Raw genomic sequence first — 13,350 nt, forward strand, 5'->3', positions numbered from 1 at the left:
TCATGGCTGGCCTCCTTGGCTGGCCTGGGAAGGCATGGGGGCTGGCTCCTGGTGATGAATGATGGGGGCGTGCTTGTTGGCGCTGTGCAGCGGGCCTTTGCCGAGCTTGCGCAGCAGGACGTAGAACACGGGGGTGAGGAACAGGCCGAACAGGGTGACACCCAGCATGCCGAAGAACACGGCGATGCCCATGGCCTGGCGCATTTCCGCACCCGCGCCGGTGGAAAGCACCAGAGGCACCACGCCCATGATGAAGGCAATGGACGTCATGAGGATGGGCCGCAGGCGCAGGCGGCTGGCTTCGATGGCGGCTTCTACCGGTGAGCTGCCGCTCATTTCCAGTTCCCGGGCGAACTCCACGATGAGGATGGCGTTCTTGGCCGATAGGCCGACCAGCACCATCAGCCCGATCTGGGTGAAGACGTTGTTGTCGCCGCCAGTCAGCCAGACGCCGGTCAAGGCCGCCAGGACGCTCATGGGCACGATCAGAATGACGGCCAGCGGCAGCGTCAGGCTTTCATACAGCGCGGCGAGTACCAGGAAGACCAGCAGTACGCTGATGGGGAAGACCCACAGGCCTGCGTTGCCAGCCAGCATCTGCTGGTAGGCCAGGTCGGTCCACTCGATCTGGAAGCCGCGCGGCAGGACTTCCGCTGCGATGCGCGCCGCTGCATCCTGGGCCTGGTTGGTCGAGAACCCAGGCGCCGGGCCGCCGTTGATGTCGGCAGCCGCGTAGCCGTTGTAGCGCACCACCATTTCCGGCCCGAAGCTTTGCTTGACAGTGACCAGCGACGACAGGGGCACCATGTCGCCGTCGGTGTTGCGGGTCTTCAACTGCAGGATGTCCTCGGGGTGGGCACGGAAGGGCGCATCGGCCTGGGCGCGTACCTGGAAGACGCGGCCGAAAATGTTGAAGTCGTTGACGTACATCGAGCCCAGATAGACCTGCATGGTGTCGAATACATCAGTGACGGGAACGCCCAACTGGCGCGCCTTGACTCGGTCCAGGTCAACGTCGATCTGCGGGACGGCGACCTGGTAGTTCGAGAACGTCGGGCCCAGTTCTGGCGTTTGCGCCGCCCTGGCGACGAAGGCCTGGGTGGCCTGGTCCAGCGCTTCGTAGCCCTGTGCGCCCCTGTCTTCGATCTGCAGCTTGAATCCGCCCAGCGTACCCAGGCCCAGGATGGGCGGGGGCGGGAAGACTGCAACCACCGATCCCTTGATTTCCCCGAACTGCTGGTTCAGCGCGGCAGCGATGGCGTCGCCCGTCAGATCAGGGCTGCCGCGTTCGTCGAATTCGTCCAGGGTGACGAACACGATGCCGGCGCTGGAGCTGTTGGTGAAGCCGTTGATCGACAGCCCCGGGAAGGCAATGGTGCTTTTGACGCCGGGCTGTGCCAGGGCGATTTCGCTCATGCGACGGATGACGGCTTCTGTACGATCGAGCGAGGCGCCATTGGGCAGTTGCGCGAAGCCGATCAGGTATTGCTTGTCCTGCGCAGGCACGAAACCGCCAGGCACGGCATTGCCGACCAGGACTGTCGCTGCCAGCAGCACGGCGTACACCGCCATGGAGGCTGATTTGCGGCGGATGACACCGGTGACGCCGTTGGCGTAGCGGTCTGAACTGCGGCCGAAGAAACCGTTGAACCAGCGGAAGAACGGCCCGAACAGGCGGTTCATGATGCGCGTGAGCGCATCCGGGGCGTCATGGTGTCCCTTGAGCAGCAGCGCGGACAGCGCGGGCGACAGCGTGAGCGAGTTGAAGGCCGAGATCACCGTCGAGATGGCGATGGTCATGGCGAATTGCTTGTAGAACTGGCCTGTCAGCCCGGTCATGAACGCCAGCGGTACGAAGACCGCGCACAGCGTCAGTGCGATAGCGATGATGGGGCCGCTGACCTCCTGCATGGCGCGATAGGTTGCGTCCCGGGGTGACAGTCCTGCGGCGATGTTGCGTTCGACGTTTTCTACCACCACGATGGCATCATCCACCACGATGCCTATCGCCAGCACCATGCCGAATAGCGACAGGGCATTGATCGAATAGCCGAACATCAGAAGCAGGCCGAAGGTGCCGATGATGGAAACCGGCACGGCCAACAGCGGAATGATGGAGGCGCGCCAGGTTTGCAGGAAGATGATGACGACCAGCACGACCAGCGCGATGGCTTCCAGCAGCGTATGCACCACGGCCTTGATGCTGGCGCGCACGAACTGCGTGGGGTCGTACTCGATGCGGTACTCCACCGAAGGCGGGAAGTCCTGCGCCATTTCCTCCATGGCTGCGCGGACCTGGCTGGAGACTTCCAGTGCATTTGAACCGGGTGATTGCATGACGCCCATGCCGACGGCAGAGCGGTTGTCCAGCAGCGAGCGCAAGGCGTATTCCTGGGCATCCAGTTCCACCCGCGCCACGTCTGCCAGTCGTGTGACGGCGCCGCCAGCCGAGGTTTTGAGGATGATTTCGCCGAACTCGGTTTCGCTTTGCAGGCGGCCGTGCGCATTCACGGAAAACTGCATGGGAACGTTGCCGTCATTGGGCGAAGCGCCGATGGTGCCGGCGGCAACCTGTACGTTCTGTTCGCGTATGGCGTTGATTACATCCATGGCAGTCAGGCCGCGCTGGGCGACCTTCTGCGGGTCGAGCCAGACTCGCATGGCATAGTCGCCCGCGCCCCACACAGCGACTTCGCCCACGCCGGAGATGCGCGCCAGGCGGTCTTTCACGTTGAGAATGGCGTAGTTGCGCAGGTACGTGGCGTCGTACTGCTCGTCCGGGGAAATGAGGTGCACCACCAGCGTCAGGGTGGGCGAGCTTTTCACGGTGGTGACGCCCAGCCTCTGCACGTCCTGCGGCAGCCGGGGCAGGGCCTGCGCGACGCGGTTCTGCACCAGTTGCTGGGCCTTGTCGGGGTCCACGCCCAGACTGAAGAACACCGTCAAGGTGAGGCTGCCGTCGCTGTTGGCCTGCGACTGCATGTACATCATGTCTTCGACGCCATTGATGGATTGCTCCAGCGGCGAAGCCACGGTTTCGGCGATGACTTTCGGGTTGGCGCCGGGGTACTGCGCGCGCACCACGACAGACGGCGGTACGACTTCGGGGTATTCGGAAATCGGCAGCTGGAACATGGCCAGCAGGCCGCCCAGCAGGACCAGGACCGAAAGTACGCCGGCGAAAATGGGCCGGTCGACGAAGAATCGGGAAATATTCATGGAGGTTCCTGGCGGCGCTTACTTCGACGAAGCCGTGGCGGCTTGCGCCGTTTCGTTCAGGGTGGCCGAGGCCGTGAGTACCGCCTCAGGTCCGGCATCCATGGAGATGAGCTTGGGGGCAACCGTGTCGCCAGGGCGTACCCGCTGCAGGCCGTTGACCACGATGCGTTCGCCAGGCGCCAGGCCCTGTTCCACGACGCGCAGCGGGCCGATATTCGCGCCCAGCCTGACTTCGCGGTAGCTGGCCCGGTTGTTGTCATCGACGACCAGCACGAAGCGTCGGTTCTGGTCGGTACCGATGGCGCGCTCTTCGATCAGGGTGGCGTCGTGCGGCGCGCTGCCGCCCAGGCGGATGCGGGCGTAGAGGCCGGGCAGCAGCAGCCCGTCGGGGTTGTCGAACACCGCGCGTACGCGGATGGTGCCTGAACTGGTATCGAGCTGGTTGTCCACGGATTGCACGGTGCCTGAGCGTGAATAGCCGTCTTCGTTTGCAAGGCCCAGTTCTACCGCTACCTCAGCACCGGTGGCGCGGCTGGGGTTCACGTAGCGCAGGAAGGTTTGTTCGTCCACGTCGAAGGCTGCGTAGATGCGTGCCACGGAAACCAGGCTTGTCAGCGGCTGGGCGGTGCCTCCTGCCGAGACCACATTGCCCACGGTGACTTCGGCGCGCGAGACACGGCCATCCATTGGGGCGGTGATGCGTGTGTAGCCCAGGTTGATGCGGGCGGTATCCAGGGCGGCTTGCGCGGCCTGCAGGTTGGCGGCTGCCTCGCGTGCGGCATTTTCCTTTTCTTCGAAGTCGCGCCGTGCGATGGCGTTTTCGGACATCAGGCGCTTGCCGCGCGCCAGTTCTGATGCGGTGTACGACACGCGTGCGCGTGCGGCGGCCAGTTGGGCGGAAGCCCGGTCCACTTCGGCGGCGTAGGGGCGCGGGTCTATGGTGAACAGATCATCGCCTTTCCTGACCAGCGCGCCATCCTTGAAGTGGATGCGGGTGAGCGTGCCCGACACCTGTGGGCGTACTTCGACATGTTCGATGGCTTCGAGCCGGCCGGAATAGCGTTGCCAATCGACGATGGAACGCGTGAACGCGGGCGCGACATCTACCGGTGCACCGGCAGGCGGTGCTGGCTGTGCCTGGGCCGTGCCTGCACCTGGCGATGGGCCGAACGCAAGGTAGCTGCCAGTGGCAACCAGCGCGGCGGCCAGAACGAGCGCGGCGTAGCGGAGACGATGGACCGTCATGGGTTTTCCTTGAGCAAGAATGGACGAGAAACGCAGCTGCCGCGCCAGGCCTGCCATGGAAGCACTGGCCTTTGCTGCGATGCAGCAGTGGGCAGGGTTTTTTTGAATGGTGGAATTTTGTCCACTTTGCTGCTTCGGATAAACAGTGTGTTTTGGGTAACACTAGTCGGTAAATTCGAACAATCGGCGAATGTTCCAGGTTATGCTGGCGCCAATTCGTTTACCGGGAATGACCATGGACCGCTTCCAGGCCATGCAGGTTTTCGTGGGGGTTGTTGAAACCAACAGCTTTACGCGTGCTGCCGACAGGCTGGCTCTGCCGCGTACCACGGTCACCACCATCATCCAGAACCTTGAGCGCCACCTGGGTGTGCGCCTCCTGAACCGCACGACGCGGCGTATCAGCTTGACGCCGGATGGCGCGGCCTACTATCGGCACAGCACGCGCATCCTGGCGGAAGTGGAGGAAACCGAGGCCTGCCTGCAGGATGCCGCGTCACGTCCGCAGGGGCGTCTGCGGGTGGATGTTCCGCCTTCCATCGGCCACCAGATACTGTTGCCCTCGCTGTGCGAGTTCCATACCCAGTACCCTGATGTCGAGCTGGTGATTGGTCTCGGAGACCGGCATGTCGACCTGGTTCAGGATGCCGTAGATTGCGTGATCCGCTATGGGCAGCTTGAAGACTCCAGCCTGGTGGCACGTCGTATCGGCATCGTGCAAGCGGCCACGTGCGCGGCGCCGGCGTATATCGAACGCCATGGCGTGCCGCAGCGCCTGGAAGATTTGCAGGATCACCATGCCGTGCACTATTTTTGCGCCTCCGGACGCAACTGCGCGTGGGATTTCATCGTTGAGGGCGAGGAGCGGCAGGTGGATGTGCCAGGCATTGTTTCCGTCAATGATTGGCTGGCGCATCTGAAGTGCGGCGTGCAAGGCTTTGGCCTGATTCAGACACAACGGTTTCTGGCCCTGCCGCACCTGCTGAATGGTGAATTGGTGGAAGTGCTGCCGCAGTGGAAGCCTTCCCCCATTCCTATTTCCTTGCTGTACCTGCAAAGCCGCCAGCTTTCACCCAAGGTGCGTGCCTTTTCCGATTGGGTGGCTGCGCTATTCGCCCGTTGCCCCCTTCTGAATGGCGGTGACGAAAACGACCCGGCAGTACAAGCCTGCCATCGCCAACCGGAAGCGGCCATTCTGTCCTCCGAAGCTGACCACGCCGTGCGCCGCAACACGCCAATGGATGCGCCGGATCTTGTGATGTAGGTCTACATGTCGTTTGGCGCTGGCTGTCGGACGGTAGCGGCTTCCTTGACATTCACTGGCTTAAACCGGCATAAGCCAAGGCTTCCAGCGCTTGCCGCACGCCGGGCGCGCCTGCCAGCACCGGGCTGCCTTGTGCCGCCAGTCGGGTAACCGGGGTTGGCGCATACCAGCCGCCGGCGGCTTCGATGATGCACAGCCCGGCCAGGCAGTCCCACGGGTAGATGTGCGGTTCGTAGTAGGCGGCCAGGCGCCCGCAGGCGACGTGGCACAGCATGCTGGCGCAGGAACCGTTGCGGTAGAACATGCCGCCGGCGCTCAGCAGGCGTTCCAGGAAGCCACTGACACTTGCCGGGGGGAGGCGCAGGCTGGCGCCGACACCGATCAGGTCCTGCTGCAGGCTGGCGTTGTCCGCGACGTGGATGATGCTGTCGTTGCGCCATGCCGGCCCGCCCGCCTGCGCATGGAACAGTTCCTGGGTGCAAGGTAGGTAAATGGCGCCGGCAATAGCGCGAGGCAGGGCCGTGGCGCCGTGCGAGTCATCTTGCCTGTCATGTGCTGCCGCAGGGCCAGGCGTGACGTTTGTCGCAAGGGGGAGCGGCGTTGGGCTGGCCAGATCTGTGCCGCCATCATGCGCCAGCGCCACCGAAATGCACCAGTCCGGCAGGCCATGCAGGAAGCAGCTGGTGCCGTCTATCGGGTCGATGACCCAGCGGTAGCCGCTGGTGCCGGCCTGTGGGCCATATTCTTCCCCTAGATAGCCGTCTTCGGGAAAGGCCTGGCTCAGCCGTTCACGCAGGAATTGCTCGACGTCCCGGTCTGCTGCGCTGGCAACGTCCTGGCCGCTGGTCTTGCGATCCACCGCCAGGGTGTGCACGCGCCGGAAATAGTCCAGCGCCAGTTCGCCGGCCTGGACGATGAGTGGGAGCAGGAATGCGTGGCGTGCTTGCAGGCTGTCCGGTTGAACTTGGGAAGTCGTGCTGATGAGCTGAGGCATGGGCTAGTGGTTTATTTTGGCTGTGATGAACTGAGCAGGGCTTGTTGCTTATTCTGGCTGTGGCGTGGGGCGGTTTCCGCAGGGAAAGCTGGCTCGTGCGACCAGCGGGGCGGGCAAGGAAATGGTCGCGCTGCCGCTATTTGTCGCAGGCAGGCCACTTTCTTCTATGCTGTCCAGCGTGGCAGCAACGGCGTCTGCCATGCGCCAGGGGTCTTGCCTGAATGTTGTGAGCTGGTAGGCGTTCCAGGCAGCTTCTGGCAGGTCGTCAAAACCGATGATGGCAAGGTCGTCAGGCACGCGCAAGCCGAAACGGTGACGGGCAGCATCCATTAGGCCGAAGGCCATCAGGTCGTTGACGCAGAAGGCTGCCAGGCGGCCGCTGCCGGGCAGTAATTGCGCTGCTGCTTCCTGGCCGCCCGTGTAAGTACTGTCGCTGCCGCGCACATGCCGGACTTCCAGGCCCAACTGTCGGGCTTGATGCAGAAAACCGCTCTCACGTTCCAGGACGCTGGGCGTGCGGGATTCCGATCCGACCAGTGCAACATGCGCATACCCTTGCTCGGCAAAAAGGTGTGCGGCGTGGTGGGCAGCAGTGCGGTTGTCGATGCGGACATGCGCTGCGCCGGATTCTTCGCGTCCCAGCAGAATCAGGGCCTGGCCGTTGCGGCGTGCCAGGTCAACCAGGGAGCTGGGCGGCGAACCGGACAGGACTACCGTCGCATCGGCCCGGTAGCCCAGCAGGGCGCGCTGCGCCGCCAGCAGTTCTTCGGCGCTTTTGCCGGTATTGATGACGATGGGGGTCCAGCCCTGGCCGACCAGCCGCTGTGTCAGCGCGGCAGTCAGGTGCGCCCGGAAGCCTTCTTCAGGGTTGGTGACAACCAGGCCGACCAGGCGGCTGCGGTTATGCAGCAGAGCGCGGGCGAGATCATTGACCTGGTAGCCCAGTTGCTGGGCCGCCTGCATGACGCGTTCGCGAGCCTGTTCGGAAATGCTGGCGCCAGGTGTGAAAGCGCGCGATACGGCAGAGCGTGAAACGCCGGCCAGTTCCGCTACCTGGCTGGCCGAAGCGAATTGCCGGCCGTTGCCAGGCTGGCGGGAGCGGGATGAAGTCATGCGGGGGCTCCGTGGGCCGGGGGCTGCCTGTTATTTGCCTATGCGCGCCAGGACGTCGGCACGCAGGAATTTTTCCACGGCAAGCATGAAGCCGATGGAAGGAATGAGCAGCAGCACGGCGGTGATGGCAGCGGTCTGATAGTTGCCACCGGCACCTGCGGTGTAGAGCAGCAGTGGCAGGGTCTGGATGTCTGGCGCGCCAACGAAGTAGGTGCCGGTGAATTCATCCAGCGATTCCAGGAAGACGAAGATAGCGCTGGCCATCAGGCCTGGCAGCGCCAGTGGCAGGGTAATGTCGCGGAAGGTGCGCCAGGCGCTGGCGCCGACGGATCGCGCCGCCTGTTCCAGTTCCTGGTCGATGGCGGCGAAGGCCGCCGTGGCGATCCACACGGCATAGACCAATGCGTGCATGACGTGTACTAGGACGACGCCGATGAGGGTGCCGTTCAGGCCGATTTCGTAGTAGAAGCGGGCGATATTGACGTAGACCGGCAGATTCGGAAACGCCTGCGGCGTGAGCAGCAACAGCAGTATCAGCGCCCGGGCGGGCAGGCGCAGGCGTGCCAGCGCATAGCCTGCCGGGATGGCCATGGCCAGCGCGACGACGACGGTAAGCAGGGCGATCACCAGGCTGCTGGAAAAGGCCCGCAGTGCGTTGCTGCGCGGCGAGAAAACCTTGCTCCAGTAGTCCAGGCCGTATTCCAGCGGCAGCGCGTGCGGGAAATACCATTTCTCCGCCACGGCCCAGAGCGCCAGGTTGAGCAGGGGGCCGAAAATGGCGAAGGCCAGCAGGCCCAGCGCCAGGCTGCGTGGCAGCCACCAGAGGGCAGCGCAGAGGCGGCGTGTCATGATGCGCGGTGCTCCTGCAGGCTGAGCTTGAGATAGACCCAGGCCACACATGCGGTAATTCCCAGTGAAATCAACCCTAGCGCATTGGCAACGCCATAGTCGCGGTAGGTATTGATGCGGAAGGCCATGTCTACGGTGATCATGGTAGGAGATTGCGAGCCTATCATCAGTGGCACCGAGAGTACCGACATCATGGTGACGAAAGACAGCACCAGCCCCACCAGCAGGGTGCGCACGACTTGCGGCAGCATGATTTCGATGAGGATACGCAGGCGCGAGGCACCGAGGTTGCGCGCAGCTTCCAGCGCGTGGCGGTCCACGCAGGCCATGGCACCGGCCAGCAGCAGCGTGACGAAGGGCGCCTGTTTCCAGACGAAGGCGATGATGATGCCGCGCCAGTCGAGCAGCCCGGTGGTCTGCATGGGCGTCAGGATGTCCAGCCCGACCAGGGTGTTGTTCATCAGGCCATTCTTGGCCAGGAAGGTGCGTGCCAGCTGGCCGACGACGATGAAGGGAATGAACATGGGCCAGCGGTACAGCCAGCGCAACGCTGCGACGGCAACAGGATGCTCGCCCAGCGTCAGGTAGCCGCTGATGGCGATGGCCAGCAGCGCGGTCAGCACGACGGACAGCGTGACGATACCGATGGTGTAGGCGATATCGGTGCCGTACAGCTCGAAGGCCTTGCGGAAGTTGTCCAGCCCCAGGCCGCTGCCGGTCTGGAAGGCGCCCGTGATGGAAGCCCCCAACGGCAGGATGAACAACAGCACGACGGTGGCCAGCGCAGGCATGACCAGCGCCAGTCCGGGCGCATGGTGCTCAAGCCACTTCATGGATTGCATGGAGATTCCTGGCAGGAATGTTGGAATAAAAAGGGCTGGGCATATCGTTTTTGGTGGTCATGCAGCAGAAGTGCAAGTTGGCCCACCCTGGGCGTGCATGGCATGGCGGCGCTAGGCCGTCTTGCCATGCACGGTCGGGATGAACCTAGTTCATGACCTGGCGTTCATAGGCTTCCAGGATGGCGTTGTTGTACGGCGCAATCGGGAAGGGCTTGCCATTCTTGGCCAGTTCTTCAGGCGTCACGTCGACGAACAGGCGTTCCCAGCTTTCCTTGTCGAGCTTGGGCTGCACGTTCTGGGCATCAATGCCGGGATACCAGCCAAAGCGCTTGACGATGCCTTCGGCCTGTACTTCCGGGCTGGTGGCCAGTTCGACGAACTGGCGTGCGAGTTCAGCCTGTGGGGCATGCTTGGGGATGACGTAATGCATGGGCTGGCCGGGCATGCCGGGTTCCGGCAGAGCCAGCTTGAAATCCGGCGGCAACTGGCCGTTGCGCTTCCAGGAAAGGAACATGTCCACCCAGACCGGGCCCATGGCGATTTCGCCCCGGCTCAGCATGTCCAGTGTGCCGGCATTGCCGGGCGTCAGCGTGGCGTTGGCATTGAAGGCCTTGAGGTCGGCCAGCGCCTTGGTCCATTGCGCGGCTGTGGCGGCATCGTAGGGGCCTTTCATCAGCTTTTCGGCATCGCCGTCGCCATAGGCGTAGATCCAGCCCATGACGAAACTGACACCCGAGGCGCCGCCCTTGATGCCGTTGTAGCCGAATTGCTTGGGGTGTGCCTGGGCGAAGGCCACGATGTCATCGTAGCTCTTGGGTGCCTTGTCCACCATTGCCGGGTTGTAGGCGATGGCCGTCTGGCTGTTGAACATGGGCATGACATAGCCGTTGACGTCGGTGCCCAGGGCATTCCTGGCATTGTCGCGCGTGACCAGCTTGCCGGTTGCGATGTGGTCGCGATACTGGTCAAGATAGCCTGCCTCGACCATGGGACCGGCGAATTTTTCATGAACGACGGCGACGTCGGCATCCCAGGTTTTGGCACCTGCCTTGTCCTGGGCTTCGAAGCGCTCCAGGATCTTTTGCGAGCCGGCATCGCCGGGGCCGGTGCCGACGGCGCGCACGGTGGTGCCGGGGTGGCGTTGCTCGAACAACGGCCCCAGGTATTCGTTGATGTAATCGACCATGTTCTGGTCGCCGGCCGTCAGTACTGTCAGCGTGGCGGCCTGGGCCTGGCTGGCCAGCAGGCCGGCGAGCGCCAGGGTGCTCAGGATCTTGCGTTTCATGCTGGAGAGTCTCCGTGACTGCGGGGTGGGAAAGGGGGCGGGGTGGGGCTCAGGGATCAGCGTTTGCGGCGTGGCCATCTGCCGAGCGGGGGAAGACGAAAAACCTGTCACGTGGCACGGCGATCTCCACCGTGCTGCCTGCAGGAATGGCGTGCGCTGCGTCGATGTGCAGCGTGTATGGGCCGACTTCCACCTGGTGGCGCCATTGGCCGCCGGGGTAGCGCAGCTGGGAGACCTGGCCTTTGATGACAATGTCGTCATCGGCTGCGTCGGTTCTTGCGGCGCCGGCCTGGTAGGGGCGCAGGCTGACGGCCTCGGCACGGAAGCGGCAGGTGTAGCGGCCATCGCGCCAGCCCGGCTGTGCGTCCACGCGTACGGTAGCGCCTGCCAGCAGCGGCGATTGCAGCGTCAGGCCACCCTGGGGGGCGATGCTGCCCGGGAGCTCCAGCGCATTTTCCGCGCCCAGGAAAGCCGCGACAAACTCATTGGCGGGCTGGTTATAGATATGCTCGGGCGCGCCCGCCTGGGCAATGCGGCCACGGTCCAGTACCACGATGCGGTCCGCCATTACCATGGCTTCTTCTCGGTCATGCGTGACGTGGACGGCAGTAATGCCGAGTTGCTGCTGCAGGGCACGGATATCATGGCGCAGTGACAGCCGGATCCGCGCATCCAGGTTGGAGAGCGGCTCATCAAGCAGCAGAATGTCCGGTTGCACGGCCAGGGCGCGCCCGAGCGCCACGCGCTGGCGTTGTCCGCCGGAGAGCGCGGCAGGTTTGCGGGCTTCCAGTCCCTGTAAGCCCAGCATGTCCTGCAAGGTGCGGCAGCGCGTGGCGATTTCCTTGCGGTCCATGCCGCGCAGCTTGAGCCCATAGGCCAGGTGCTGGGCGACCGTCATGTGGGGCCAGAGCGCATACGATTGGAACACCAGCGCCATGCCGCGCCGGTCTGGCGGCTGGTGCGTCAGGTCGCGTCCGGCAACGTGGATGGCGCCTTCCGAAGGTTGGGTGAAGCCCGCGATGCTGCGCAGCAAGGTAGTCTTGCCGCAGCCTGAAGAACCCAGCAGGGCGACGAACTCACCGCGCGCCACGTCCAGAGACAGGGCATGCAGGATGCGCTGCCCGCCATAGTCCACGCAAAGCTTCCGTACGCTCAGGAACGATGAGTCCATGTGTATCCTCGATCATTTTGCACAGCTGTGCAAAGCGAAAGATACGCAGGGAAAATAACAGGAGAATGACAGCAGTCCGGGCCTGCCGCTTGTCCGAATGGCTCTGGTAACGCGGACGGCCTGTTGGCGCGATGGCGCGCATATTCGGCCCCTTGCGCCAGCGAGGAGCCGGTGCCTGCTTCTTCCGCCAAGGCCGCACTTTGGGTGCTGCCCTGGCGTTGTGACGGTGTTCAGGCCGGCTGGACCGGCCAGACGTGCTCGCCCAGGTTCAGCATCAGGCGGTTGGCCCAGGCGAAAATCGCGATGCTGTGGATGCCATCCAGGATTTCAGCCGCGGTCAGGCCGGCGGCGTAGAGCGCTTGCAGGTCGCTTGCCGCCAGGTGTCCGGGTTGGCGGGTGAGCGTGAGCGCCAGTTGCACGATGGCGCGTTCGCGCGCGTTGGTGCCGGCTGTGTCAGGGTCTTCGAAGACTTGTGCAATAACGTCGTTGCGCTTGGCAAGCTGCTCGAAACGCTGGGCATGCACTGATGCGCAATAGACGCAGCCATTTACGCGTGACACCACGGTGCTGGCCAGTTCCCGCTCCGCGCGTGACATGCCCCCCGGCGCATACATGATGGCATTGAATACCGTGGAGCGTTCCTGCAGGATGCGAGGCTGCTGGATCAGTGCCAGATAGTAGTCGCTGGTTTTGGCGGTGGGATGGCTGGCTTCCAGGATGGCAAGCTGCTCGGGGGTGGCCTGGTCCAGTTGCAGCACGGGCACCCAGGCCTTCCAGTCCAGGCTGGCACTGGTGTAGCCCTTGATGTTCAGCGTTTCCCCAGGCTTGGGCAGATGGGCCGGGTGGACGAAGGGCGCTGTGTCGGCCGGTGGCGTTACAGCATCCGCAGCCGGCGCGCTGCTGTGCTTGAGCGCATCCAGGCCGGCGATGACACGGACCTGGAAGGTGACGAAGGCAATCAATTGCGCCAGCGTGATGATGGCGGGCGCATCCAGGCCGGCCGCCAGCAGGGCGTCGATGGCGGCGCGGTCGCCATCGACCGGACGACGCGTCAGTTTTTCGGCAAAAACCAGGGCGGCACTGCTGATAGCTGCGCTGTCTTGCGTCAGCCCGGGCGTATCCAGGCGGCTGGCATAGTGCTGTTGCAGCGCGCTGCTGTCGCTGAGCGCGGCGACGCGCTCGGCCACCTGCAATCGGGTGCGCAGGCCCAGGCCAGGCAGGGTTGGGTCGAACAGGGCATCGTAACTGCCCTGGCTGGCCGCGACTATCTTGTCACGCCGGTGGCGCAAGGCCAGTGTGTCGGGAAAGGTGTCCAGTTGCGTGAGTTGGTCGATCAGGTCCATGTCGTCTCTGTGGTTCTTCTCGGTA

General features: G+C 63.8%; 10 protein-coding genes. 1 reads left to right on the forward strand and 9 read right to left on the reverse strand.

Features of this window, described 5'->3' with window-relative positions; all coding sequences use genetic code 11:
* Both EV679_RS09065 and EV679_RS09070 read right to left on the reverse strand, forming a co-directional pair.
* A complete protein-coding gene (locus EV679_RS09065) occupies positions 1–3,219 on the reverse strand; it encodes an efflux RND transporter permease subunit (RefSeq protein WP_127774095.1) in 3,219 nt (1,072 codons plus the stop codon).
* Positions 3,220–3,237: 18 nt separating this feature from the next.
* Complete coding sequence (locus EV679_RS09070) at positions 3,238–4,464, reverse strand: efflux RND transporter periplasmic adaptor subunit (RefSeq protein WP_130487011.1); 1,227 nt, start codon at positions 4,462–4,464, stop codon at positions 3,238–3,240.
* A 235-nt stretch (positions 4,465–4,699) separates the two neighbouring features.
* Here EV679_RS09070 and EV679_RS09075 point away from each other — a divergent pair, with 235 nt between their 5' ends.
* Positions 4,700–5,728: a LysR family transcriptional regulator gene (locus tag EV679_RS09075; protein WP_068369181.1), complete on the forward strand. Its 1,029-nt coding sequence runs from the start codon at positions 4,700–4,702 to the stop codon at positions 5,726–5,728.
* A 52-nt stretch (positions 5,729–5,780) separates the two neighbouring features.
* On the opposite strand, the gene EV679_RS09080 is transcribed toward EV679_RS09075, so the two are convergent.
* The 7 genes from EV679_RS09080 to EV679_RS17620 form a co-directional block, all read right to left on the reverse strand.
* On the reverse strand, positions 5,781–6,722 hold the full coding sequence (locus tag EV679_RS09080; RefSeq protein WP_068367881.1) for an inositol monophosphatase family protein: 942 nt from the start codon (positions 6,720–6,722) through the stop codon (positions 5,781–5,783).
* A 48-nt stretch (positions 6,723–6,770) separates the two neighbouring features.
* The gene (locus EV679_RS09085; protein WP_068367879.1) at positions 6,771–7,835 is read right to left on the reverse strand and encodes a LacI family DNA-binding transcriptional regulator; all 1,065 of its coding nucleotides are present in this window, start codon (positions 7,833–7,835) and stop codon (positions 6,771–6,773) included.
* A gap of 30 nt (positions 7,836–7,865) precedes the next feature.
* On the reverse strand, positions 7,866–8,684 hold the full coding sequence (locus EV679_RS09090; RefSeq protein ID WP_068367875.1) for an ABC transporter permease: 819 nt from the start codon (positions 8,682–8,684) through the stop codon (positions 7,866–7,868).
* Positions 8,681–9,526 carry an ABC transporter permease gene (locus EV679_RS09095; protein WP_193755147.1) on the reverse strand — a complete coding sequence of 282 codons (846 nt, stop codon included), beginning with the start codon at positions 9,524–9,526 and terminating at the stop codon, positions 8,681–8,683. Before EV679_RS09095 ends, EV679_RS09090 begins: the two co-directional genes overlap by 4 nt.
* 145 nt (positions 9,527–9,671) lie before the next feature.
* Positions 9,672–10,811 (reverse strand): ABC transporter substrate-binding protein, encoded by a 1,140-nt coding sequence (locus tag EV679_RS09100; protein WP_068367874.1) that lies wholly within the window; start codon positions 10,809–10,811, stop codon positions 9,672–9,674.
* A gap of 49 nt (positions 10,812–10,860) precedes the next feature.
* Positions 10,861–11,982 carry an ABC transporter ATP-binding protein gene (locus EV679_RS09105; RefSeq protein ID WP_068372536.1) on the reverse strand — a complete coding sequence of 374 codons (1,122 nt, stop codon included), beginning with the start codon at positions 11,980–11,982 and terminating at the stop codon, positions 10,861–10,863.
* Positions 11,983–12,212: 230 nt separating this feature from the next.
* A complete protein-coding gene (locus EV679_RS17620; RefSeq protein ID WP_165390011.1) occupies positions 12,213–13,325 on the reverse strand; it encodes a CMD domain-containing protein in 1,113 nt (370 codons plus the stop codon).
* Positions 13,326–13,350 lie beyond the last annotated feature (25 nt).

It is taken from the genome of Kerstersia gyiorum, from assembly GCF_004216755.1.
GTDB classification, from domain to species: domain Bacteria; phylum Pseudomonadota; class Gammaproteobacteria; order Burkholderiales; family Burkholderiaceae_B; genus Kerstersia; species Kerstersia gyiorum.

What these genes read in the sequence shown, in the direction of transcription:
- EV679_RS09095 (WP_193755147.1), bottom strand. Translation starts at nt 9,526, where the DNA reads ATGCAATCCATGAAGTGGCTTGAGCACCATGCGCCCGGACTGGCGCTG.
- EV679_RS17620 (WP_165390011.1), bottom strand. Translation starts at nt 13,325, where the DNA reads ATGGACCTGATCGACCAACTCACGCAACTGGACACCTTTCCCGACACA.
- EV679_RS09065 (WP_127774095.1), bottom strand. Translation starts at nt 3,219, where the DNA reads ATGAATATTTCCCGATTCTTCGTCGACCGGCCCATTTTCGCCGGCGTA.
- EV679_RS09070 (WP_130487011.1), bottom strand. Translation starts at nt 4,464, where the DNA reads ATGACGGTCCATCGTCTCCGCTACGCCGCGCTCGTTCTGGCCGCCGCG.
- EV679_RS09105 (WP_068372536.1), bottom strand. Translation starts at nt 11,982, where the DNA reads ATGGACTCATCGTTCCTGAGCGTACGGAAGCTTTGCGTGGACTATGGC.
- EV679_RS09080 (WP_068367881.1), bottom strand. Translation starts at nt 6,722, where the DNA reads ATGCCTCAGCTCATCAGCACGACTTCCCAAGTTCAACCGGACAGCCTG.
- EV679_RS09075 (WP_068369181.1), top strand. Translation starts at nt 4,700, where the DNA reads ATGGACCGCTTCCAGGCCATGCAGGTTTTCGTGGGGGTTGTTGAAACC.
- EV679_RS09090 (WP_068367875.1), bottom strand. Translation starts at nt 8,684, where the DNA reads ATGACACGCCGCCTCTGCGCTGCCCTCTGGTGGCTGCCACGCAGCCTG.
- EV679_RS09100 (WP_068367874.1), bottom strand. Translation starts at nt 10,811, where the DNA reads ATGAAACGCAAGATCCTGAGCACCCTGGCGCTCGCCGGCCTGCTGGCC.
- EV679_RS09085 (WP_068367879.1), bottom strand. Translation starts at nt 7,835, where the DNA reads ATGACTTCATCCCGCTCCCGCCAGCCTGGCAACGGCCGGCAATTCGCT.